This window comes from Streptomyces sp. NBC_00554, assembly GCF_041431135.1.
Lineage (GTDB): Bacteria > Actinomycetota > Actinomycetes > Streptomycetales > Streptomycetaceae > Streptomyces.
Genome location: NZ_CP107799.1, coordinates 61,193 through 83,863, shown reverse-complemented (window position 1 = coordinate 83,863; position 22,671 = coordinate 61,193). Strand labels below are relative to the sequence as shown.

Below are 22,671 nucleotides of genomic sequence, written 5' to 3'. Positions count from 1 at the left end.
TCCACGCCGTCCCGCACGGAAACGACGTACACGCCGGCCGAGGCGCCGCACCGGAGACCGCATGACCGAAGTCGCGTGGGAGACCGCATGATCGAAACCGTTCTCGGACCCGTCGACGCCTCTACGCTCGGCCCGACCTCCATGCACGAACACCTGCTGAGCGACGCCCGCGTCCTGCACAGGCCGCCGCGCGAGCCGATGCCCGACGACCCCAGGGTCACCCCGGAAAACCTGGGGTTCCTGCGCTGGAACCTGCTCGCCCTTCAGGACAACCTCGTCCTGGACGACCCGGACACCGCCGTCACGGAACTCGCGCCCGCCCGCGAGCTCGGCCAGTCCTGCGTCGTCGACCTGACCACCTGGGGCCTGGGCCCGCGCCATGCCGAACTGCCCGCCCTGTCACGGGCGTCGGGCCTGCACATCGTCGTCGGATACGGCGCCTACCTGGGCCGCTCCCACCCCGACTGGCTGCGCGCGCTCGACGAAACCGCCCTGGAAGAGCACCTCCACCGGGTGCTTACCGACCACATCCCCGGCGTCCCCTACCGGGCCGCCCTCCTCGGCATCATCGGCACCGGCGCACCCGTCGATCCCGCCGAACGCCGCATGCTGCGCGCCGCGGGACGGGCAGCCGCGCGCTGCGGCGCCACCGTCAGCGTCCGCCTCGACCCCGGCGCCCGGCTGGGCTTCGACGTACTGCAGGTGCTGGCGTCCGCCGGACTGCCGGCCGAGCGGGTCGTCCTCGGCAACGTCGACGAGTACATCGACCCGCGATACCTCCGCGAACTGGCCTCCGCCGGGGCGACGCTGGAGTGGTGCTTCGGCAACGAGGCCTACTACCGGGACGGCTACAAGGACGCCACCGACGCCGAACGCCTCGACGCAGTCGAGGAGTTCCTCGCCGACGGGTTCGCCGACCGCATGGCGCTCGGCTGCTCCGTGTGGACCAAGACCCAACTGCGCCGCTACGGCGGCATGGGCTACGACCACCTCCTGCGCCGGATCGTCCCGGCCCTGCGCGACCGCGGCATTGCCCGAAAGCTGCTCGACACCATGCTGGTCGACGTCCCACGCCGCCTGCTGGACCGGCCCCCACCGGCCGACTGAACCCGTGCCGCCCCCTGAACCCGCGCCGATTCGCCGTCCCGCACACGGAAGGCCACCTATGCCCGTCCACACCGTCCTCGGCCCCGTCGACGCCTCCACGCTCGGCCCGACCTCCATGCACGAACACCTGCTCAGTGACCTCAGCCTGTGGGCACGTCCCGCCCCACCCGGCGAACCCCCGCTCGACGGCCCCATCCGTCCGCACGACATGGCCCGCCTGCGCTGGAACGCCCTGTCCGTCCCGCACAACCTCATCCTGCACGACCCCGACGTGGCCGTCGCCGAGATGACCGCCCTGCGGCAGGCGGGCGGCGCCGCCGTCGTCGAACTGACCCTGCGCGGCATGGGCCGCCGTCTGCAAGAACTCCCGGACATCTCACGCCGCAGCGGCGTCACCATCTGCGTCGGCACCGGCTGGTACGTCGACGCCACCCACCCCGCCGACGTCCGCACCGCCGACGTGGACACCCTCGCGGCCAAGCTCGTGAGCGACCTGCGCGACGGCATCGACGGCACCGGTATCAAACCCGCCCTGATCGGTGAGCTGGGCACCAACCACCCCCCGACCGAAGGCGAGTTGCGGGTGGTCGCCGCCGCCGGCAGGGCCGCCGCCGAAACTGGCTGTACGGTCAACGTGCACCTCTCTTTCCGCGGACAGGACGCCCTGTCCCTCGTTGAACTCCTGCTGTCCGAGGGCATGTCCGCCGACCGCATCGTGCTCAGCCACATGGACGAGGTGCTCGACCGCGCCTACCACAAGGACGCCGCCCAGACCGGAGTCGTCCTGGAGTACGACACCTTCGGCACGGACTTCTCCTACGGCAGCCCCCACCTGCGTTCGCCCGCCGACCACGAGCGTCTCGACATGGCGGCATGGCTGCTCTCGGAAGGCCACCAGGACCAACTGGTGATCGGCTGTGACGTGTGGACGCAGTCCAACCTGCTGCACAACGGCGGCTACGGCTATGAGCACCTGTTCCGCCGCATCGCGCCCGCCCTGGAGAAGCTGGCCGGCCCCGAGGCACTGCGCCGCATCCTGGTCGACACCCCACGCCGCCTGCTGGACCGTCCATGAGCCCCGCCGAGAACGCCGAGGCCCGCGCCGCACGACTGGGCCTCCGCATCCCCGACTACGCCGACCCGCCCTACGGCGGCCGGTACGGCACCGTCAAGGCGTTCCACCGCAGCGGGCCCCTGGTCTTCCTCAGCGGCTTCACCCCCGAGGACCGCGAGGGCGTCATCCGGCATCCGGGCCGCCTCGGCGCCGACGTGTCCCTGGAACAGGGCCGAGAGGCCGCCCGCACGGCCGCGGTCAACGCCCTGGGCGGCATCCGGCTCGCCCTGGGATCCCTGGACCGCGTCACGGCTGTCGTACGCGCACTGTGCTTCGTGGTGTGCACGCCCGAGTTCGACGAGGTGCACAAGGTCGCCGCCGGCGCCACCGACGTGTTCACCGAGGTCTTCGGCCCCGAGGCGGGGGTGGGCGGCCGCGCCGCGATCGGCGTGATGCAACTCGCCCGCCGCAATTGCTTCGAACTCTGGCTGACGGTCGAGGCCGACTCGGCCGACTGACACCGGACGCCGGGGATGGAGCCCAGCCGGAATCGGGCGGCCGTTCCAAGAAGCCAAGGTCAACCGTGTCGCTGTGCGTACGGGAGGCATGCGCGAGAACGATCTGCTTCCCGAACCGCTCTGCGGGACGCCCCTGACCGGCACTGTACGGACACGCCACCGAGTTGGCCGCCGACTGCGTTCGTCGGGTAGCACGGCCAGGAGGAACCAGAGGCTGGGACTCAAGAGAAAGGGCTTCACCAGGAAGTCCCGGAGGCCGAAGGGGTGGGCGGACCAGCGCCGCGCCGAGCGGCAAATCTCGCAAGGTACCCAAGCCGACCGACCACGTGCCGCGAGTTGCCGAACGGTCGGCGGTGCTTCGCCGGTCAAGAACTCGCGTCGGCCTCAGCGAAGGCCGGGTTCGTCGGACTCCGCAGACGGCCCCGAGGCTTGCCGCTCGCGTCGCGACCGCATTGCCTACCGGTGCACCAAGGAAGGGAAGCCCTTGGTGGCGCGGTCAGTAACGCCGGGCGGGCCGTGGGCCACCGCCCTTTCCTGGACCTGGACGGCGGCTGGTGTCCTCCCACGCGGGTCGTCCGTTACTGAGCGGGCCATCCGATCGCGTTGAAGATTGCGACGGGGTCCAGGTAGTCCCGCCAGTGCGTGACTTTGCGGTCCTTGATGGTGATCACGGAGACGAAGTGGTTGTCGTAGGCCCGCCCGGTTCGGACTGCCTGCCCGTGCACCGCGTACTCGAGCACGATTCCCGACGCCTCAGGATCCCGGTGGACGGCCAGTTCGTCCGCGCTGCGCAGGACCATGGTGCTGCCGTAGCCGCGGTAGAGCTCGGCCACGGCCCGGCGCCCCTCGACCCGTCGCGGGTATCCGGGAACGGAGATCACGTACTCGAAGATCACGTCTTCGGCCAGGAGATCGAAGAAGTGCCGTCCGTCGACGAAGCCTGCCAGTCCTTCCTCAATGATGCGGAAGAAGGGGTCCAGCGCCGCGAAGTCGTCGAAGTGGTCGATGGGCGTGGTCACTTGGCCGCCTGGAGGGTCCATGCGGATGCATTGCGCCGGGCGAAGTCCTGGAAGGTGACCGGCGGCCTGCCCGTGACCTTCTCGATGTCGTCGTTCGGCCTTGAGCCGTTGCCGGAGATGATGGTCCCCGTCAGCCAGCGAAGCATCACGGCGTAGTCGGCGGGCACGGCGCCGGCCGCGATTGCACCGCCGATCCATGCGTCAGGGTCGATGTCGTGGTGGGTGACGGGTCCGCCGATCACGTCGGCGATGATGTCGGCGACCTCGCCGACCGTGAGCGCCTGAGGGCCGGTCGGCGCGTACTGCGCGCCGGCATGGGCATCAGGGTCTACCAGCGTCTCGACCGCGACCGCCGCGATGTCCGCGGCATCGACGAAGGCTTCCGCGCCGCCACCGGTCGGTACGGTGATGACACCTTCGATGACCGGCGTGTGCTCGTCACTGAAGTTCTGCATGACCCACGCGGGACGCAGGATGGAGTGCGTGAAGGCTCCCCGGCCCGCGAGGCCGAGTTCGACGGCCCGGATGTCGACCTCCGGCGGTGCCTGGTCACTCCCGTAGGCGCTGAGGTACGTGACGTGCCGCACCCCGGCTCCCGCGGCAAGATCGAGGAAGTCGGACACCGGACCGGCGTACTTGACCCGCATGACGGGCGTGACGAGGTAGATGCGGTCGACGCCGTCCAGGGCACGGGCATGGGTGGTCGGGTCGTCCCAGTCGAACGGAACGTCGGCGCCGCGGCGCGAGACAGTACGCGCGTTCAAGCCTCGCTCGATGAGGTTCCGCGCCACCAGCGATCCGGTTCGTCCGGTACCGCCGAGGACAAGTGTCGTCTGCTGTGAATCGGTCATGACTCCATGGTGAGACCGCCTATCGAGCTAATCAATGCGTGATCCGCTCAGTTCTTTGTTTCAAACACTCACACAATTGACCACCGTGAATGTCCTGCTTAATACTTGGCGCATGGATCTGCTGGCGGACCACCTCGCGAGAGCGCGCGCCTCGGGCGCTGTTTTCGCTCGAACGGTGGCCACGCCTCCCTGGGGGTTGCGGCTTGGGGGCTCCATCCAGCTCGCGGTGCACGCCGTCGTACGGGGGCGGGGGTGGCTGTGGTTCGACGACGGCTCACAGAGCCCGATGGAGCTCTCGCCGGGTGACGTGACCCTTGTCCGCGGGGGACCCGATCACTACATCGGCCATGAACCCGGCGCCGACTGCCTCGAACCGGAGGAGTTCCGGGCGCGTCACGGGCGCGACGGACGCTCGGACGACCCAGGGGCCACGGTGTTCCTGTGTGGCGCCTACCGGTTTTCGGGAGACATCGGCAGCGGCCTGCTCGAAGCGCTGCCCCAGGTGCTGCCGCTCTCGGCTGCCGTCGGCGATCCCCTGCGCGACGTGATCGGCCTGCTGTCCCGCGAGCTGGCTTCCCCTGAACCAGGTCAGCCCACTGTGCTGGACCGGCTCCTCGACATACTTCTGGTTCTTGCCATCCGTACCAGTTTCCGGCAGAGCACCACCGCACCTCGCTGGTACCGGGCGTCGGCGGATCCCCGGCTGAACGCAGCGCTGCAAGCCATACACGGCGATGCCGGGCACCCATGGTCGGTCCCCGAACTCGCCGAGATCAGCGGACTCTCCCGGGCGGCCTTCGCCCGGACCTTCAAAGACGCACTCGACCAGACCCCGATGCAATACCTGACGGACTGGCGAATGACCCTGGCCCGCGACCACCTGCGCAACGGCGAACTGGGCCTGGCGAAAATCGCCGACCTGACCGGCTACGGCTCTCCCTACGCCTTCGCCGCGGCCTTCCGCCGCCATCACGGAGACCCGCCCGGAGCATGGCGCCAACGGGAGTCGACCCGCGGCAGCAGTCCAGCAGCCGACGACCGCATCCACCCCCGCTGACACCCGGACGCCCAGCCTCACCGGTCGGATTGGACGCGACCGTGACACGCAGTCAGTCCGGCACCATCGGCGGGCTCGTCAGCGTCGTCGCGCTCACCCAAATCGTGGTGCTGCTCGGCGGCGGGTCGTGGTTCCCCTATGCCGCGCCATCCCTGTGGACAGACAGGGGAACCGACGTCGAGGCGCCGTCGACCCGCCCCACCTGCTGCTTGGCGCGGCGGTCGCACCGCTCGCCACGCCGCCGCCGTGCACGCCTGCCGGCGCCTTACGAAGGTGTGATCCCCGGTTGCCGCACATGCCGCGTCATGACCGCACCGGGGATGGCGACCGCGAGCAGGACCGGGATCGCGGCGGCGATCCGGAACCAGAGAAAGATGGCAAGGTAACCGTAAGCAGCGTTCCCCACGTCCGCGTCCGCCTGTGCGGATGGCCGTCAGTGTCGGCAAGGGGCGAGCGGCGGGCCTGCGCCGGGGCCGCATCCTCTAGGAGGCGTCGAGCCCGGCAATTCACGGGAACCGGAGGCGTTGCCGCCGGTCTTGGACCTCGTGGGTTGGCGGCCGGGAAGCGACCGGATCGACGTTGAGCACCTTCGTCACCAGGTCGAGGAAGCGGTCGAAGTCGAGGCCGGACACGGTCCGGATGACGGGCAGATCCCGGTGTATCAGGCACCGTCAGCCCTGGCCTGCCATTCGCGCGGGGACATCCCGTACGCCGCCCGGAACACCCGGCTGAAGTGCGCAGGGTTGGCGAAGCCCCAGCGGTGCGCGACGGCGGCCACGGCTGGGCTCGTGCGGCCGGGGCGGCTCAGTTCACGCCGGCATTCCTCAAGGCGGCGGAGCTGGATCCAGCGGCTGACGGTGGGGCCTTCGTCCTGGAAGAGCCGGTGCAGGTAGCGGACGGAGATGCGGTGGGCGGCGGCGATCGATTCCGGCGAAAGGTCGGGATCGGCGAGGTGGTGGCCGATGAAGGCCCGGATCCGCACCAGCAGCGCGCGGTGGGCGGCGTCGGTGCCGACGGCGTCCCGGCCGAGGTGCTCGGCGATGAGGGTGGTGAGCAGGTCCACGGCGTTGCGCGCGAGCATGTCGCCGACCTGGGGGAGGCAGGAAGCGGCTCCGTCGGCGAGACCGGCCAGGAAGGGGGCCACCAGGGCGGCCGGTCCCTCGTCGCCGCGGAGGGTGATGCCGGTGATGCGCCGCAGGTCGGACTCCCGGAGCCCGAGCGCCTGTCGCGGTAGCTGGAAGACCTTCATCTGGAAGCGGTCGGGGAAGCTCAGCGTGTACGGCCGGGTCGTGTCGTAGAGAGCGAAATCGCCCGGCCGCAGGAGAGCGTCCCGGCCGTCCTGGGTGACGACGGCGGGGCCCCGTCCCTGCAGGCCGATGAGCATGTACTCGTCGCTGTCCTGAGCGATCAGCCGCGGAGTGCGGAAGACCCGCTCCGGGTCGGCGTCCACGGTGGAGATCTGGAGGTGGCCGAGGCGGTCGGTCCTGACCGCTCCGGAGAAGGGCGCGTCCGTGGGGTCCTTCGGGGTGGAGACGTCCAGGGGCACGAACGTGCGCCAGACGGCATCGTGCCAGTAGGCCCGCCGCTCGCCCGGAGGCACGGAGTCTGTGGAAAGGACAAGGCTCATGGCGCCTCCTCCACCGGAAGGCCGATTTGCTCGTCCAATCTAGCCCGGCCCGCCGTTTCCCCGGGGTCACGCGCTCGTATCGGTCTTATGACCCGCCGGTCGGTCTCATGAACCGCCGACCCGTGAACCCGCGAGTTCGCTCTCGGGCAAGTTCCAGTGCGCTGATGGTCAAGCCGCGGCCGTCGAGCGGCCCACGCTTCGAGTCACGGACAGTTCGTCGAAGGAGCGCGCCATGCCGAGAACGGCCCCGCCGGGACACACCCCTCGTTTCACCGCCTACAGTGCCCGATTCCCGGAGGGCACGGACGCCTTCGTCTTCGCGCAGTACGGCTGCCAAGCGCCTTCCCGGGAGGAAGCCGAGCGGGGCGCGGCGTGCCTCGCCACGCTGTTCGCCGGGCCGGACGGGCCGGACCTGGTCGACCGCGGATCCTTCTACGACACCGCCGGAGCGCACAACGTGACGTTGCTGGCGTACTGGTACGACCCGAGCCGCCACCGGCGCTGGCGGGGATCGGAAGCCGTCCGCGCCGCCTGGGACGGCCTCCCCACGCAGGGGCCGGTCGGGCACTGGCGCGAGGAGTCCGTCATCCCTGTCGAGCGGAACGAGACGCTGCACACCCACCGCCGTGAGGACTATGCGACCAGCGGACTGTCGCAGTCCGGCGCCCTCGAACTCCCCGAGACCCAGGTGCACGACTACTGGGGCGCCGCCCGTGACCGCATCGCGGCGTCGGCCACTGAGGCGCTGGAGCCCGCGATGCCGGCCTTCGAGCCTCAGGACCCCCGGACCCAGGAGACTCGTGGCCGCCGCGTCAGCGTCGAAGTACCGGGAAACGTGGCGCTGATCCGCACCGCGCAGGACTGGTCCGCCAGCACGCTGTACCGCGAGACCTACCTGGCCGACGTCAAGCCGGTCAAGGACCGGGGCGTCGACTTCCTGGCGGAGAATGCCGGGTCCGGCTGTATCGCCGCCCGCAACCTCACCGAGGAGTCGGCGGACGGCGCGCCGCTCGAACGTGCCTGCACCATCGCCTGGTTCGCCTCGCTCGAGCACCTGATGACCTGGTGCCGGTCGCACCGCACGCACCTGGACATCTACGCCAGCTTCTTCCAGATGGTCGGCGGCGGCGAGGGCCCGCTGGACGTCGCCTTCTGGCACGAGGTCTCCGTACTGCCGAGCGGTTCGGTGACCGCCGAGTACGTCAACTGCGATCCGCGCACCGGCTTCCTGCCGCTGTCCCCAACCACCTGACAACAGAGGAGAGTTGACCATGGTCGAGTACACAGGGGCCTTCAAGGCGGCCGTCGTCCAGGCCGAGCCGGTATGGCTCGACGCCGACACCACGATCGACAAGAGCATCGGCCTGATCGAGGAGGCCGCCCGCGCGGGGGCACAGCTCATCGCCTTCCCCGAGACCTTCGTTCCCGGTTACCCCTGGTGGCTGTGGCTGGACTCCCCGGCCGCCGGCATGCCGTTCGTCGGGCGCTACCACGAGAACTCGCTGACCCTGGACGGCCCTCGCTTCCAGCGGCTGCTCGACGCCGCACGCGCGAACTCCATAGCGGTGGCCGTCGGATTCAGCGAGCGTGGCGGCGGCAGCCTGTACATGGGCCAGGCGCTCATCTCCGCCGACGGCAAGCTCGTCGGAGCCCGTCGCAAGCTCAAGCCCACCCACGTGGAACGCACCATGTTCGGGGAGGGCGACGGCTCCGACCTGCTGGTCCACGACACCGCGCTCGGCAGGATCGGGTCACTGTGCTGCTGGGAGCACCTCCAGCCGCTGACCAAGTACGCCATGTTCAGCCAGCACGAGCAGGTGCACGTGGCCGCCTGGCCCAGCTTCTCGGTGTACAAGGGGGCGGCCTACGCGCTCGGCCCGGAGGTCAACACCGCCGCCTCCCAGATCTACGCCGCCGAGGGCCAGGTCTTCGTACTCGCCCCGTGCGCAGTGGTCGGCGAGGCGGCCATCGAGCTGTTCTGCGACACCCCCGTCAAGCAGCAACTGCTGCAGCGCGGCGGCGGCTTCGCCCGGATCTACGGTCCCGACGGCCGCCCGCTGGCCGACCCGCTGCCCGAGGACGCCGAGGGCATCCTGTACGCCGACATCGACCTGACCGCGATCCCGTTCGCCAAGGCCGCCGCCGACCCGGTCGGGCACTACGCCCGCCCCGACGTCACCCGTCTCCTCCTCAACCGCACCGAGCGGCGCCCCGTGGAGTACGCCACCTACGCCACCCCGTCGGCCGAGCACTTCGACGATGCTGAGGCGATCATCACGGAGCCGGAGGCAACACCGGTCGGCTGAGGCCCGCGCCACTGCGCAGAACCGAAGGGGCGTACGGTCGTCTCGCTTCCGGAACAACTCGCTGAAGCCGCCCGGTTCCCGGAAGCCGAGGCGGTCGGCCGCAGCCACGACCCATGCGGGCGGTGAAGGAGAAGCTGCGGCACTCCACCATCACGCTGACCTCGGACACCTGCACGAACCTGCTCCCTGAGCCGGACCGTGAAATCGCCGAGAAGGCAGCGAAACTGATCCCCCGGTCACGTCCGGGAGCAAGCGGTCCCGCTCCTGATCCGCAGGCCACGAGCACATCCGCTCACGCACGGCCCCGAAAACGAAGCAGCGCCCGACCCGACCGAAGTCGACTCGGGCGCTGCGTAGCAGGTCAGGGGCTATATCCCCCGCCTGCCACCCGTAGACCGCCCGGAGGGCCGGTCCCTCCGGGCTACTGGTCGTTGGCGTGGGCAAGCGCGACGCCCTTGTACAAGAAGGCGGTACGCGCTGTTGCCATCTCCTAGGCCAGTGCTTCGCGTGCGCGGCGGGCGAGTTCGGCGGCTCCGGGCACGTTGCGGCGCTGGTAGATGGAGAGGGTGGAGCGGAGCGAGGTGATGGCCTTGCGGGTGCGGTTGGAGGTCATGCCCTCCGTGAGCGTCAGGGCTTGGGACCACACGGCTACGGCCTCGGCGGCGCGGACCTGGGCAGCGAGGCTGTCGCCGAGGTCGGCGTAGGTGAGGGCGTGGACGCGTTTGTATTGCTCCGGGTCCCAGCGCACCAGGGCGTCGCGGTGCTGCTGTTCGGTGCCGATGCCGCAACGGGACCGACTCGTCCACATTGACCAGCGGCTGACCGTTCATGAGCCCGGTGGTGGTCCACAGACGGCGGACTGGGAAGAGGTAGTAGACCGATCCGCGGGGGCCACGCCGAGGATCCTCTCCCGTGAATACGACCCTCTGCAGGCATCCCTTGGAATTGAGCCGTGGCCGGCGAAACGCTATGGCTCGGCCTGCGACTCAAGGGCGCGCCCCCGCCGGACTCCGCGTGAGTAAGCCAAGACTAAGACAGGTCTGTCTCTTTTGAAGAGACAGACCTGTCTCATTCCGGTAGGGTGCAGACATGGCTACGACGGACATTCGACCAGGCTGGGCAGTGTCAACACGTCCTGGCGTGAAGGCGCATATCGCGCTGCTGACCTCGATCAGCGCGATGTTCCTCGCGACGTCCAGCGCCCCGACTCCGCTCTACGGCGTGTATGCCCAGCTGTGGGGTGTGTCGGCAGCGGCGACATCGGTGGTGTTCGGCGCGTACGCCCTCGCGTTGCTGCTGGCTCTGCTGGTGCTCGGCCGGGTCTCCGACCACATCGGACGTCGGACGGTCATCTGGCCTGCGCTCCTCGTGCAGGTGGTGGCGATGCTCGTGTTCGCCACCGCTGGGGGCGTCGGCGGGCTGCTCGTGGGACGCGTGCTTCAGGGGCTGTCCACGGGCGCGGGTCTCGCCGGGGTGGGCGCGGCGCTGCTCGACACCGACGCCGAGCGTGGCCGGATCGCGAACTCGGCAGCGCCTCCGATCGGGTCGGCAGTCGGGGCCCTGGGCTCGGCCGTGCTGGTCACTTTCGCACCCATGCCGACCCGCCTGGTGTACCTGGTTTTCGCCATCGTGCTGGTGCTGCAGATCGTCGCGTTGTCGCGGTTGCCGGAGACCGCGCCGCGCACGCCGGGAGCGGTGCGTTCCCTACGGCCCAGGCTGCGCGCGCCGCGGCGAGTACTGGCGCTGCTGGGCGCCGCCGTGCCCGTGCTGTTCTCCGTGTGGGCCGTATCGGGCCTGTTCGGAGCATTCGGCCCGCACCTCGCCGCCCTGCTCACCGGGTCGTCATCCCCCGTACTCGGCGCCCTGCCCATCGCGATCGTCGGGGCGGTGGCGCCGGTGGTCGCGTTCTCCACCACCGGGCTGGCCGGGCGTAGGTCACTGGTTTACGGCATCACAGGCCTGCTGACGGCGCTCGCGATCACCGCGATTTCGCTGCTGTTGGGCCAGATGTGGCTCCTGCTGGCGGGTGCGGTGGTGGCGGGAATCGGCTTCGGATTGGGCTTCCGAGGTGCCATGGACCTGGTACTGCCCGCCGTCGACGAGTCCGAGCGCGCGGACACCTTGTCGCTGCTCTACATCGCTTCCTACCTCGGGTTCGGCGGACCGGCCATCGTGGCTGGCATCGTGTTGCAGAGCACCGGAAACCTGACGGCGACGACGCTCGGCTACGCCGTCGTCCTCGCAGTGCTCGCCGCAACGGCGGCCGGCGTCCTCCGCCTGACCGGCGACACCGAAGGAACGAACTCGTGACCACTCACATCACCGGCAAAGCAGCGGCGCGCTCCCCCCGCGAACGCCTGCTGGCCTCCGCCGACGAGCTCTTCTACAGCGAGGGAGTGCACACCGTCGGCATCGACCGCGTGATCGAGCATGCCGGGGTGGCCAAGGCATCGCTGTACCGCCTGTTCGGCAGCAAGGAAGAACTCGTCGCCGCGTACCTGGGCGCCCGGCACGAGCGGAATCTGGCCGAACTGCGCACCGCCGCCGGGCGGCTCTCGGATCCTCATGACGGCATCCTCGCGGTGTTCGACACGCAGGCGCGCTGGCTGCGGCGCCGGACGTATCGTGGCTGCGCGTTCGCGCGGGCCAGCGCCGAGCCCGCCGCGGGCGTGCAGGTGCAGCGGGCCACCGACGCCTACCGTGCCGCGGTCCACGAGCTCTTCAAAGAATTGGCCACCCAGGCAGACGTGCGGGATCCCGAGATGCTCGCCGCCCAGCTGGACACGCTGTTCCACGGCGCCGGTGTCCTCATCGTCAGCAGCAGCCGGCGCAGCGGCCTGATCGCCGCCACACGGGCTGCCGCCGAAACGCTGATCGCCGCCGCGTAGCGTCGCCGACCGAAAGGTCTCTCATGCCCCGCTCGTCTCCGGTGGACGGCTTCGCTCACGCCTACACCGACCGCACACCCCCACCCCCAACGCTGGAGCCTGCTGCCGTCGTCCTGCCGGCCGGGGGACTCGGCCGACTCCCGGCTCGTCCGAAGTGCGTTTCGGGACCGCGCGAGTTGCTGAGCACCACCTGGTGCCCGGCCCCGACAGCGAGTCGCGCGAGGGTCCTGCCGATGCTTCCGCTTCCGATGAATCCCACAGTCGTCATAATCTCAACGTCCTTCAGAAGAGCCGAACTTGGCGGTTGCCGGGCTCGTTGCGATCCGGGTTCCTGCCGTCAGTCGGCGGGGAAGTAATGGCCGTTGTCCAGATCGGCGAGCAGGCCGGGCTGGGCGGGTTCCCAGCCGAGGGTCCGGCGGGTGATGAGGTTGGACGCCGGGTAGCTCTGCGAGCAATACGCCCTCGGCGCCGCCGGGTGGGATCTCCACCTCGGCGGTGAGACTGTGCGGGCGGTTGAGGACCCGGGGGGGGGCGACGGCCGCCGAGAGGACCTGAGTGTCGGGACGCAAGGTGTAGCTGGTCCGGGCCGCGGTGATCTGCGGCCGCTCGAGCATCAGGCGCTCAAGGGCGCTGCCGTCGATCGGCAGCACGTTGTACTTGCCGGCCTCGACGTACCACAGCGCGATCATCTCTATCAGCTTGCCGCGGTGCTCCTGGGTGAGGTTGCGGGTCTCGGCGACGTCCTCGGCGACGTGGTAGAGCTCCCAGTGATGGGCGTCCAGGTCGTCCAGGTCCGTCATGGTGATCGGGGTGCCGAACGGCTTTCCGGCCTCGACGAACGAGGGGCCGGGCCAGGGGCAGACCGCACGCCAGCCGTTATGGTCGATCGCCCGGTGCCCGAACATCTCGTAGTACTGAGTGCGGTGACGGGTCGGCGCGGCGGCGTCGTCGAAGGTCTGAGCGAAGCTGACCCCGTGCAGGGGCGACTGGGTGACACCCCGGATGGTGGCGGGCGGCTCGATGCCCAACACGTCGAGGACGGTGGGCACCATGTCGATGATGTGCGCGAACTGGTCGCGGATCTCACCGCGGGCCTGGATGCCCGCCAGCCAGTGGACCAGGAACGGGTCGCTGACGCCGCCCCGGTAGGTCTCCCGCTTCCACCGCCGGAACGGTGTGTTGCCGGCGGACGTCCAGCCCCACGGGTAGTGGTTGAACGTCTCAGGGCCGCCGATCTCGTCGATCCGCGCCAGGCTCTCCTCCAGAGATTCGGGCGCGTAGTTGAAGAACTGCAGCTCGTTGGTCGTCCCGGTCGCCCCGCCCTCGGCGCTGGCGCCGTTGTCGGAGACCACCATGATCAGTGTGTTGTCGAGTTCGCCGATCTCCTTCAGGAAGGCCATCAGCCGTCCGATGTGGTGGTCGGTGTGGGAGAGGAACCCGGCGTAGACCTCCATCATCCGTGCCGCGAGGCGACGGGCGTCCGGGGAGAGGGACTCCCAGACAGGCACGTCCGGGTCGGGCGGGGAGATCTGTGCGTCCTGCGGCACGATGCCGAGATGCTTCTGCCGGGCGAAGGTGCGCTCGCGGTAGGCCTCCCAGCCGTCGTCGAACTTGCCCCGGTACCGGTCTGCCCACTCCTTGGGCACATGGTGCGGGGCGTGCGTCGCGCCCGGGCAGAAGTGCAGGTAGAACGGCTTGTCCGGGGCGACCTGCTTGGCATCGGTGATGAACGACATCGCCCGATCGGTCAGGTCCTCGGTGAGGTGGTAGCCCTCCTCCGGCGTCGACGGCTGCTCGACCTGGTGGTTGTCGTACACCAGATCCGGATACCACTGACTGGTGTCGCCGCCCAGGAAGCCGTAGAACAGCTCGAATCCCCGCCCCAGCGGCCACCTGTCGTACGGCCCCGCGGCCGACTCTTGCTCCGAGGGCATCAGGTGCCACTTGCCGACCATGTACGTGTTGTAACCGTGCTGGAGCAGCATCTCGGACAACATCCCGTTCTCGAACGGGATCTGCCCGTTGTAGCCGGGATACCCGGTGGCGAGCTCGGTGATCGACGCCATTCCGTTGGCGTGGTGGTTACGGCCGGTCACGACGCAGGAGCGCGATGGCGAGCACAGGGCGGTCGTGTGCATGTTGCTGTACAGGAGCCCGCCCGCAGCCAGGGCGTCCAGGCTGGGCGTCTCGATCGGGCTGCCGTAGCAGCCCAGCTGCCCGTACCCGGTGTCGTCCAGCACGATCATCAGCACGTTCGGCGCATCCGGCAACGCCCGCACCGGCTGCGGCCATGCGGGGGTCGACTCATCCGTGGTTCGCCCGACGACTCCGGGAAAAGTCCGTCCCGGCTTGTACTCGCTCCAGGATGTCTGCGACATGCCCGGTCTCCGTTCCACCGGCGCGCACATTACTCGTTCCGGCCGGCACTTGAGGTTTCAGAGTGATGAGGGCACCGTGAATTCGTCAGCCGGGCTTTCCGTCTCTCCGGCTCTTCCACGAAGCGTGTGCGCACTGCGGCACAGCGGGCACCTGCCCGGCTGTTCGAAAGCCTCTTTTACACGCTAGGCCGCAAGGACCCACGCCGACACTAGAGAGCCTCTGCCTTGCGGCGGAGCTGTGTCTCAATGGGGCACAGTGAAGGGACCATGCGCTCGGCGACGCTCGTTGGCCGAGCTCAGCGGTTCGAGCTGGACTCCGTTATCCGCAGCGATGGAGAGCATCACGAGATCCTTCCCCAGACGCTTCACCTCGCCCGCCTCGGCCACACGGTCCGGCCCGGCCAGGGAATCCGCCGGGACGAATTCGCTGCGAAATAGCAACGGCGCCCTGTACAAGACCAGGATGTCGCGGATCCACTGCCCGTAGCCACGCCGCCACTTCACAGAAAGGCCCGGGACGTCGCCTTGGACGACACGGATTGCGCACTTGAAGGATCCGGTCTGACGCCTGACCCACCGTCGTCTCAGCAATACGGCGGTCAGGAAGGCGAGAATCACGATCAGATCGACGCCCAGGACGGCGAGTAGCGCGACCAGCATGGTCAAAGTATCCCTCGGCGACAGCCGCGCTGCTCGCTGGATGGCGTAAGGACGACCTCGAATGCCCAGAGCTGACGACACCGGGACGATGGAACCAGCCGTAGCAGTTGTGGCATCAGCTCACATGTCAGGGCTGACTGGTTCGTGGGGAGCCGTCGCGCTGTGTCGCCATAAGTGTTCGGCTGGTATCAGTACTGAGCGGAGAGAGTTACCGTAAGGGCGGCAGGCCGTAAAAAGTTCTTTGCGGGTTCAACAGTTGGCCTGCCATTAGCTGATCCGGCGTCCGCATCATCTTCCCGTGACATGCGCAGCGTTCTGGCCAATGTTGCAATGGGAGGATGAAGTTGGGGCGACCACGCTTGCCAAGGTCCGGTGTGGACAGCTTGGTCATGGCTGCGTCCCAGCCCTGTGAGGAGCGGTCATGAGCGACGATTTCGAAACCATGGGACCGGTCGACTTTCTGGTCATCGAGTTTCCGGGCAACCGCATGACGGGTGAGGGATTCCCCTTGCTTCTCGACCTGGTGGACAGAGGAATTATTCGAATTCTGGACCTTCTGTTCGTCCGGAAGGACACCGACGGAAGCGTCGGCGGTCTGGAACTGAAGGATCTGGATTCTGACGGTGAACTCGACCTGACCGTGTTCGAGGGAGCCTCATCAGGGCTCCTGGGTCAGGATGACATCGAAGAGGCGGGGATGGCCCTTGAGCCGGGCAACTCGGCCGGCATCCTGGTGTACGAGAACCTCTGGGCCGCTCCCCTCGCACAGGCACTGCGACGCGGAGGAGCGCAACTCGTCGCAAGCGGGCGCATCCCGGTGCAAGCTCTTCTGGCCTCGCTCGATGCTGCGGAGGCCACAGTGGGAGATGGAGCCGCAACCTGACCCCGCGGACGCTTCGGGCAAACCTGATCAACTCGACATCAGCCAAGGAGCATTGACATGCCAGGACTTCTCCGAGGGGTAGCGCGCACGGCGGTGGTGGCCGGCACGGCTACCGCGGTCTCCAACAGAGTTTCGCGGCGCCAGGCCGGCCGTTGGGTCCAACAGGAACCAGCGGCAGCCGAGCAGAGTGCGCCGCCACCGGCCGCAGCACCGGCACCGGCCGCACCGGACATGGAGAGCAAGATCGCTCAACTCAGGGATCTCGGACAGCTGAAGGAGCAAGGTGTCCTGACCGAGGAAGAGTTCGCGGCCCAAAAGAGCAGGATTCTCGCTTCGTGACCAGCTGCTGAGGGCGGGCCTCACCGGCAGCCTGCGGTTCTGGCACCGCGACGCCCGCGGCATCACCGAACTCATCCAGCTGCGCGCGCTCACCCTGTACGGCGTGGCCAGCGCGGCTGCCGCCGCCCCCAACCGAAGCCGACAGGTTCGCGGATTCCTGAGGGCCCAGGACAGCGAACTGGCTGGCCACCTGAGGTCGAGACGGCGATAGTCCAGCCGGTTGAGGCAGCAGGGGCTCGTACGGCCTGTGCTCGGGAGGGTGTAGTGAAGGAGGCGGTCTTCTTCCACGTGAGGCTTCGCTAGGGCGAAGGGCTCGGGGAGCTCATGGAGGGTGATCGAGCGGTTTACCCCGCTCGCCCAGTCGTTGGTGCCGTCGGAGGCCGTTGTCCGGGTGGGCGGAGCTCTGCGGCTGTTCGGTTCGGCCCGGTCTGGCGCAGCTGCTGCGGGCTTCAAGCGGCTGCTTTGTACAGCCTGGGCACGGTCGTGGGGATCGGCTCTTCGTGGAGTGTTGCGGCCATGGCGTCCTCGCGTACGGGGGGCGAGCGGCGTCCTTCACGTGTCGGCGTCCGACACCGCGGACTCGGGCCACTTCCGGTCGGCGAGTTGTACGGGATCCGGCATTCCCAGGCCAAGACGCTTCGTGCCCTGGGAGTGCAGACGATCGGGCAGCTGGCCGTGCTGCCCGGTGCCACGGTGCCACGGTGCCACGGTGCCACGGTGCTGCGGGTCCTGGGGCGGCCGGGCCGCGCGCTGCAGGAACGCGCGCAGGGAGTGGACCATCGGATGGTCGTGCCGGGCCGTGCAGCGGAGACCGTCAGTGTTCGGGCCGACTTCGCTGTGGATGTTCTCGACGGCTTCGAGGTCCGGTGCGCGGCTGTGCGGCTGGCTGCGGAGCTCGGGCCCGGCTGCGGTCGCGTGAGCAGGCGGCGCGCTCGGTCGCCGTGGCGGTGTGCATGGCTGAACGGGCGGCCCTGTCGAAGGCTCGTACGCTGGTCGCTCCTTCGGCGCACACGGACGATCTTCACCACGCTGTGTACGACGTCCTGGACGGCTGCGGCCTGCAACGCACCCGGATACGGCGCCTCGCCCTGGCCACGGAGACGCGATGAGGAGACGTCATCGCCCAGCTCCCAGAGCTGCCTGGCCGGCCTGAGGTCAGCCAGTGTCCAAGGGGGCGCGGCCAACGTTCAACGGGTCGCCGCCGGGCGATCCGGCGTCCGGAGAAGCGGAGGCGAGGGCGACGTCAAGCAGGTGCAGGATCTCGGAGTTGATGGACCGCCGGTCGGCTGCTGCCTGGGCGGTCAGCCGGGCGTGCAGGTCTTCGGGAATGCGCAACGCGAAGCGAATCATGATGCTACCTTGACATCATGACGACATCGGGGGAAGTCGAGGGCGCCGGGCATGCCCGGTGGACGTTCCGGCTTCGCGTGTCGTCCACCGCCCGCACTGCCCTGATGGATGAGTGGGACCGGTGTCGCTGGGTGTGGAACGAGTGCGTGGCCAAGTCCAAGCAGGTCCATGCCCGGAACAAAGCTTGCCCCGGAGGCGCGGACAAGCGGACGTGTGGTCCGGCGCAGCTCGACAAGATGCTGACCGAAGCCCGCGCCCGCACGGGATGGCTGCGTGAGGGCTCCTCGGTCCCGCAGCAGCAGCTCATCCGGGACTTCGGCAAGTCCAGGGCCAAGGCGCAGAAGGACATCCGTGAGCGCGTCCCGCAGCAGCGCCGGGCGGGCATGCCGAAGTTCAAGAAGAAGCGTGAGGCTCTGCCCAGCCTGAACTACACCCAGCGCGGCTTCCGTCTGAAGGACGGTCAGTTGCACTTGGCCGGGGGCATCGTGGTGACGGTGGTGTGGTCGCGGGAACTCCCCGCCGCCTCCTCCGTGCGTGTCTACCAGGACAGCGTCGGGCACTGGTACTGCTCCTTCGTCGTGCCCGCCGAGGTCCAGCCGCTGCCCGGGACGGGTGCGGTGATCGGTGTCGACTGGGGCGTGAAGGAGACCGCGACCACCACATCCGACACCCACGACCTGCCCCACGCCGGGCACGGCAGGAAGGCCAAGGCCAGGCTGAGCCGGTACGACCGGATGATGGCCCGGCGCAAGCCGAAGAAGGGGCAGGCCGCCTCGAAGGGCTACCGGGAGGCGAAGCGGCTGCGGGCCAAGGCGTGCAAGAAGGTCGCCCGGCAACGGCAGGACACCGCCCGCAAGTGGGCCAAGACGGTCGTCCGTGACCACGACGCCCTGGCCGTCGAGGACTTCAAACCGAAATTCCTGGCCAAGACCACCATGGCCCGCAAGGCCGCCGACGCCGCCATCGGCGCCACCAAGCGGGCCCTGGTCGAGATGGGCCGCAAGCACGGCCGCGCCGTGCATCTGGTCCACCCCGCGCACACCACGATGGACTGCGCGCACTGCGGAGCGAGAGCCAAGCACGCACTGCCGCTGGGGATGCGCACCTATACCTGCACCGCCTGCGGAACCGAAAGCCCACGGGACAAGAACTCCGCACGCGTGATGCTGATCCGGGCTGGTCTCAACCCGGCTGGCGCCGATGGCGGAAGACCTCCTGGAGCGCTGCTCCAGGAGGCGGCCTGAGCCAGGAATCCCCCTCATCCACGAGGGGGAGGATTCAAGTGTCGCGAGGCCATGCCGCCGCCGTGGCGGCGCAGGCAAGGGCATGGATGGTGGCGAGGGCCGCGAAGGCGGTGATGCCGGGTTTCACGTCGGTGTCGTTGAGGCGTTCGGTGGCGATGGGCGGGGCCCAGCCGCTCGGGACCACTGAGACGCTGATGACGGCACCGGGGAGGGCGCGCGTCCGTGGTCCGAACCGCATCCAGCCGAGGTCACGCTCGGTCTCCGCCTCGGCGAGGTGGTATCGGGTGAGCCCGGTGTCCTCCTCTTCGCTGTCGATGGAGGGCTTGGCCTCGATGACGCGGGCCAGGGTCGGCCGGCCGGAGAGATCGTGGAGGGGCCAAGCGGCCAACCACGGAGCCGTGATGAGCAGAGCGGCGGCGGTGAGTCCGGGCAGGGCGGTCAGGTGCTCACGTACGTCGTCCCACCCGTACCAGGAACCGGCGGTTGTCACGGCCATGGCGAACGAGGCAACCGCGAGAAGGGCGCAGACCAGCACCCATCGAGCTCCTTGGTTGCGCGAGCCGAAGAGGACCGCGACAGGTATGACGGCCAGGGACCACAGCATCACAGCCACGAAGCGGCCTTTTCCCTCCAGGCTCCACCACATCGCGTCGACGGCTTCGACGGCCAGACCCACAAGTATCGCGACCACGATGCGGCCTCTTCCGGGCATGCGCAGCCTCCTCACTCCGGTGGTTCGTCGGCTGTGCCGTGCAGTGAGCGGGTGACCTCGTCGAGGGTGTCGAGTCCGGCCTGTACGGCTTCGAGTTCGTGGTCGAGGGCGGTCAGGTCCGTCGGGACGGCGGAGGCGTCCGTCGCGGCTTGGAGCGACAACAGCATGGCGCCGCGCTCCGCAGCGGCTTCCAGGCGCAGGGCGGTGGCCTCCATCGTGGTGATCAGGAGTTGGCGCAGTTCGGTCAGGCGCTTCAGGGTCGCGGCGCGTTGGCCCGTGGCGCGGGCGGCGTCCTGTTTGGCCCGCCGGAGCGGGCCGTCGGGGAGGGCTCGGGCCTCCTTCTCCAGGCGTTCCCGCTCGCGGTCCAGGTCGTGATGGTCGGTGGATGTGCCGCTGGTGTCGATGACGCGGACCGCCTCGGCCGCCGTGGTCAGCCGGTCGGCCGCGGCCCGTACAGAGGTCGCCGCCGTTGCCAGCGCGGGCCAGAGCGAGGCTTTGGGGCTCTGCCGGCACTGGTTCTCCAGCCGGTCGGCGGCCGCCGCCGCGCGGGTCAGCCATCGGGTTGCGTCGGCGGGCGGTTGGGATGATGCGTCCGTCGGCCGGTCAGCGTCCGGGGAGTCTGATCGGCCCGTCGCGGGCCTCGCGGATGCCGATGATGGTGCGGGGCGGGTGAGTCGGCCGGTGATTGCGTGCGCCGCCCATACGAGGCCACCGACGCCCGCGCCGACGGGCAGGGCGGCGGCTGTCGGGGCGCCGGCGAGGAGGGCCGTGACACCGCCCGCGACGCCGAACAGCCCGACCGCGGCGGCGGGAAGGAGACGGCTGCCCATCGTGTCCTCTCTGTCTGCACTGCCCATCGGGTCGGAACCGTCAGAAATTGCTGATGACGGAGACCATCACCTTGTCGATGACCGCCGGGTCGCGGGCGTCGTAGGAGGTGGCCTTGGTTGCCGCGGCGATCTTCGTGAGCGTGCCGAAATCGGCCTGATCGCTGAAGGCGACCGTGAAGACACGTACAGAGCGCTCCAGTTGGCCGGCGTCGAGGTCTCCCAGAAGTGCGTCGAGGTCGTTGTCCGGCGGATACTCGTTCCTGCCGTCGGTCAGTACGACGACCGCGTTAATGCGGTCCGTGTCCAGATCGGCCAGCATCGCCTGCTGGGCGGCGCGCACGGTGGAGTAGAGGGCGGTGCCGCCTTCGGCATTGAGCCCGTTGATGGCATCGGTGAGCCGCTGTTCGTTGTCGCGGATGGCGCCAGGCGGCACGATCTGCCGGTACGGCTCGGGGTGGTCGCCGGTCTCGGTGGAGAACGCCCACAGGCCGACCTCGTCGTCGGGGTGATAGAGGCCGAGCGTGTCGGCGGCGGCCTTCTTGGCCGCCTCCAGCCGGCTCTGGCCGCCGCCCGCGGCCTGGTTCATCGACCCGGAGACGTCCATGACGAGCAGCACCCGGGCCTTCTTGCGCAGCTCGTCCCAGCTGTCCAGGATCGCCTCCAGCACCTCGGGCGCGGGCGGGTCGATCAGCGACAGGTTCCGCTCGCTCTGCTCGGACAGGCTGACCGAGCGGGCGAGTTCACTGCCGGCATTGCCCTCGTGGTCGCGGAATCCGGTCTGCTGGAAGCGCCGCTGCTGAGCATCCGCCAGCAGGAAGGTGCGGAAGTCGGCGGCTGCGGCCCGCTGTTCCTTGGAGGCCGTGGGCAGCACCACGAAGGGGTGATCGAACATCAGCGTGCCGTCGGCCGGGTGCACGGCCACCAGAGGCACCTGCGGCTTCTTGCCCTTGCCGATCGGTTCGGTCTCGCCCGTGGGGCTGCCCTGGTTGTACAGGTGGATCAACTGCTCCTGTACGGCGATGGCGCTGGCGTACGACAGAGCCTGCCCGTCGGCGTCCGCCTCGGCGAGGTTGGCCATGTACGCCGTCGCGTCGGAGGCGTAGTGGAGGACCCCCGCCTCGACACCCGACACGAACCGCCGGGTCTTCGCGTCCTCGACCTCGTCAAGGGTCAGGTCGCTGGAGCGACCGGTGGCGGCATAGAAGGTGGCCAGAGTCGCGGCCAGACCGGAGGTGGAGGTGTGCGGGTTGTCCTTGCCCAGGCTGAAGCGGCCCCACTCGGGCCGACCGACCGAAGCCCAGCCCTTCGTCGTCAGCGACAGCACATCCCGCCAGCCGATCGGCTGCTCCGGCCAGCCGAGCGCCTCCGCCATGGGCCGGGGCATGGCGATCGCCAGAGGGCTCGTAGCGAGCGAGAGCGGCTTCTCGTCGGTGAGGAGTGTGCGGTCGGCGGCAGTCGCGTCGCGCTGGAGGAGCGTCAGCCACAGCGAGGAGGACGGCGTCCACACCTGCGGTTCCGGCGCACCGTCGCGCTGCTCCTCCCACCCCTGGGCCAGGGCGTCCTTGGCGACGCCGGAACTCGTCTCCGACACCGTCACCCGGGCGCACCCTCCGCCCGCGAGTTCACGCCCGGATTCGTTGTACTCCTCGGCCAATTCGGCGAGCAGATCGCCCTTCTCCGTCGAGGAGTTCACCTCCAGTCGCACCGCGCAGTCGCTTCCCGACGACCCGCCGACGGACACACGCACCAACACGCCGACGGCCACGAGCAGCGCCAGCCCCACCCCGATCGCCACGAGCATCGGCAGCCTGCGTACGTTCCTCATGACACCCCCCGTTTCCTTGGGCT

22 protein-coding genes and 4 pseudogenes are annotated in these 22,671 nt (G+C 69.2%); 12 read left to right on the top strand and 14 right to left on the bottom strand.

Features of this window, described 5'->3' with window-relative positions; translation table 11 throughout:
- The first annotated feature begins 87 nt into the window (after window positions 1-87).
- The 3 genes from OG266_RS00390 to OG266_RS00380 are packed head-to-tail and all read left to right on the top strand — an operon-like array spanning window position 88 to window position 2,679.
- Window positions 88-1,107, top strand: a complete 1,020-nt coding sequence (locus OG266_RS00390) for a hypothetical protein (protein ID WP_371541282.1) — start codon at window positions 88-90, stop codon at window positions 1,105-1,107.
- Between the two features lie 58 nt (window positions 1,108-1,165).
- Window positions 1,166-2,182 carry a phosphotriesterase gene (locus tag OG266_RS00385; protein WP_371541280.1) on the top strand — a complete coding sequence of 339 codons (1,017 nt, stop codon included), beginning with the start codon at window positions 1,166-1,168 and terminating at the stop codon, window positions 2,180-2,182.
- Window positions 2,179-2,679: a RidA family protein gene (locus tag OG266_RS00380; RefSeq protein WP_371541277.1), complete on the top strand. Its 501-nt coding sequence runs from the start codon at window positions 2,179-2,181 to the stop codon at window positions 2,677-2,679. Before OG266_RS00385 ends, OG266_RS00380 begins: the two co-directional genes overlap by 4 nt.
- Window positions 2,680-3,257: 578 nt before the next feature.
- Here OG266_RS00380 and OG266_RS00375 read toward each other — a convergent pair.
- A complete protein-coding gene (locus OG266_RS00375) occupies window positions 3,258-3,698 on the bottom strand; it encodes a nuclear transport factor 2 family protein (protein WP_371541276.1) in 441 nt (146 codons plus the stop codon).
- A complete protein-coding gene (locus OG266_RS00370) occupies window positions 3,695-4,549 on the bottom strand; it encodes an NmrA family NAD(P)-binding protein (RefSeq protein ID WP_371541274.1) in 855 nt (284 codons plus the stop codon). The genes OG266_RS00375 and OG266_RS00370 overlap by 4 nt, the downstream gene beginning before the upstream one ends.
- Before the next feature lie 85 nt (window positions 4,550-4,634).
- Between OG266_RS00370 and OG266_RS00365 the strand changes: the two genes are divergently transcribed.
- Window positions 4,635-5,606: a cupin domain-containing protein gene (locus OG266_RS00365; protein ID WP_371552589.1), complete on the top strand. Its 972-nt coding sequence runs from the start codon at window positions 4,635-4,637 to the stop codon at window positions 5,604-5,606.
- Window positions 5,607-6,112: 506 nt separating this feature from the next.
- Here OG266_RS00365 and OG266_RS00360 read toward each other — a convergent pair.
- Complete coding sequence (locus OG266_RS00360; protein ID WP_332880813.1) at window positions 6,113-6,238, bottom strand: hypothetical protein; 126 nt, start codon at window positions 6,236-6,238, stop codon at window positions 6,113-6,115.
- Window positions 6,239-6,267: 29 nt separating this feature from the next.
- A complete protein-coding gene (locus OG266_RS00355; RefSeq protein ID WP_332880814.1) occupies window positions 6,268-7,233 on the bottom strand; it encodes a helix-turn-helix domain-containing protein in 966 nt (321 codons plus the stop codon).
- A gap of 232 nt (window positions 7,234-7,465) precedes the next feature.
- On the opposite strand from OG266_RS00355, the gene OG266_RS00350 reads away from it, so the two are divergent.
- Window positions 7,466-8,485 (top strand): phenylacetaldoxime dehydratase family protein, encoded by a 1,020-nt coding sequence (locus tag OG266_RS00350; protein ID WP_371541270.1) that lies wholly within the window; start codon window positions 7,466-7,468, stop codon window positions 8,483-8,485.
- A gap of 19 nt (window positions 8,486-8,504) precedes the next feature.
- Entirely contained in the window at window positions 8,505-9,539 is a 1,035-nt protein-coding gene (locus OG266_RS00345) for a carbon-nitrogen hydrolase family protein (protein ID WP_332880816.1), read from the top strand.
- A gap of 490 nt (window positions 9,540-10,029) precedes the next feature.
- Here the strand turns inward: OG266_RS00345 and OG266_RS00340 are convergent.
- Window positions 10,030-10,320, bottom strand: a pseudogene (locus OG266_RS00340) (tetratricopeptide repeat protein); the annotation flags it as partial.
- 359 nt (window positions 10,321-10,679) lie between these two features.
- Here OG266_RS00340 and OG266_RS00335 point away from each other — a divergent pair.
- Entirely contained in the window at window positions 10,680-11,849 is a 1,170-nt protein-coding gene (locus OG266_RS00335; RefSeq protein ID WP_371541267.1) for an MFS transporter, read from the top strand.
- A complete protein-coding gene (locus OG266_RS00330) occupies window positions 11,846-12,427 on the top strand; it encodes a helix-turn-helix domain-containing protein (RefSeq protein ID WP_332880818.1) in 582 nt (193 codons plus the stop codon). Before OG266_RS00335 ends, OG266_RS00330 begins: the two co-directional genes overlap by 4 nt.
- A 157-nt stretch (window positions 12,428-12,584) precedes the next feature.
- Here the strand turns inward: OG266_RS00330 and OG266_RS00325 are convergent.
- The 4 genes and pseudogenes from OG266_RS00325 to OG266_RS00310 all read right to left on the bottom strand — a co-directional run.
- Window positions 12,585-12,695 (bottom strand): annotated as a pseudogene (locus OG266_RS00325) (NAD(P)-binding domain-containing protein); the annotation flags it as partial.
- 69 nt (window positions 12,696-12,764) lie between these two features.
- Window positions 12,765-12,878 (bottom strand): annotated as a pseudogene (locus OG266_RS00320) (3-beta hydroxysteroid dehydrogenase); the annotation flags it as partial.
- A 580-nt stretch (window positions 12,879-13,458) separates the two neighbouring features.
- A pseudogene (locus OG266_RS00315) lies at window positions 13,459-14,673 on the bottom strand (arylsulfatase); the annotation flags it as partial.
- Window positions 14,674-15,048: 375 nt separating this feature from the next.
- Window positions 15,049-15,465 (bottom strand): DUF2550 family protein, encoded by a 417-nt coding sequence (locus OG266_RS00310; protein ID WP_371541265.1) that lies wholly within the window; start codon window positions 15,463-15,465, stop codon window positions 15,049-15,051.
- A 421-nt stretch (window positions 15,466-15,886) separates the two neighbouring features.
- Here OG266_RS00310 and OG266_RS00305 point away from each other — a divergent pair, with 421 nt between their 5' ends.
- Entirely contained in the window at window positions 15,887-16,348 is a 462-nt protein-coding gene (locus OG266_RS00305) for a DUF6325 family protein (RefSeq protein ID WP_332880821.1), read from the top strand.
- Window positions 16,349-16,405: 57 nt separating this feature from the next.
- Entirely contained in the window at window positions 16,406-16,687 is a 282-nt protein-coding gene (locus tag OG266_RS00300; protein WP_371541262.1) for an SHOCT domain-containing protein, read from the top strand.
- A gap of 552 nt (window positions 16,688-17,239) precedes the next feature.
- Here the strand turns inward: OG266_RS00300 and OG266_RS00295 are convergent.
- Entirely contained in the window at window positions 17,240-17,467 is a 228-nt protein-coding gene (locus tag OG266_RS00295; RefSeq protein WP_371541259.1) for a hypothetical protein, read from the bottom strand.
- A gap of 173 nt (window positions 17,468-17,640) precedes the next feature.
- Here OG266_RS00295 and OG266_RS00290 point away from each other — a divergent pair, with 173 nt between their 5' ends.
- Complete coding sequence (locus OG266_RS00290) at window positions 17,641-17,796, top strand: hypothetical protein (RefSeq protein WP_371541257.1); 156 nt, start codon at window positions 17,641-17,643, stop codon at window positions 17,794-17,796.
- A 46-nt stretch (window positions 17,797-17,842) separates the two neighbouring features.
- Here OG266_RS00290 and OG266_RS00285 read toward each other — a convergent pair whose 3' ends face one another.
- Window positions 17,843-18,037, bottom strand: a complete 195-nt coding sequence (locus tag OG266_RS00285) for an Arc family DNA-binding protein (protein WP_332880823.1) — start codon at window positions 18,035-18,037, stop codon at window positions 17,843-17,845.
- 17 nt (window positions 18,038-18,054) lie between these two features.
- Between OG266_RS00285 and OG266_RS00280 the strand changes: the two genes are divergently transcribed.
- Window positions 18,055-19,281: an RNA-guided endonuclease InsQ/TnpB family protein gene (locus OG266_RS00280; protein ID WP_371541254.1), complete on the top strand. Its 1,227-nt coding sequence runs from the start codon at window positions 18,055-18,057 to the stop codon at window positions 19,279-19,281.
- Window positions 19,282-19,315: 34 nt separating this feature from the next.
- Here the strand turns inward: OG266_RS00280 and OG266_RS00275 are convergent, their stop codons facing one another.
- The 3 genes from OG266_RS00275 to OG266_RS00265 are packed head-to-tail and all read right to left on the bottom strand — an operon-like array spanning window position 19,316 to window position 22,648.
- Window positions 19,316-19,993, bottom strand: a complete 678-nt coding sequence (locus OG266_RS00275; protein WP_371541251.1) for a hypothetical protein — start codon at window positions 19,991-19,993, stop codon at window positions 19,316-19,318.
- An 11-nt stretch (window positions 19,994-20,004) separates the two neighbouring features.
- Window positions 20,005-20,823: a hypothetical protein gene (locus OG266_RS00270; RefSeq protein WP_371541248.1), complete on the bottom strand. Its 819-nt coding sequence runs from the start codon at window positions 20,821-20,823 to the stop codon at window positions 20,005-20,007.
- 40 nt (window positions 20,824-20,863) lie between these two features.
- Window positions 20,864-22,648, bottom strand: a complete 1,785-nt coding sequence (locus OG266_RS00265; RefSeq protein WP_371541245.1) for a substrate-binding domain-containing protein — start codon at window positions 22,646-22,648, stop codon at window positions 20,864-20,866.
- Window positions 22,649-22,671 lie beyond the last annotated feature (23 nt).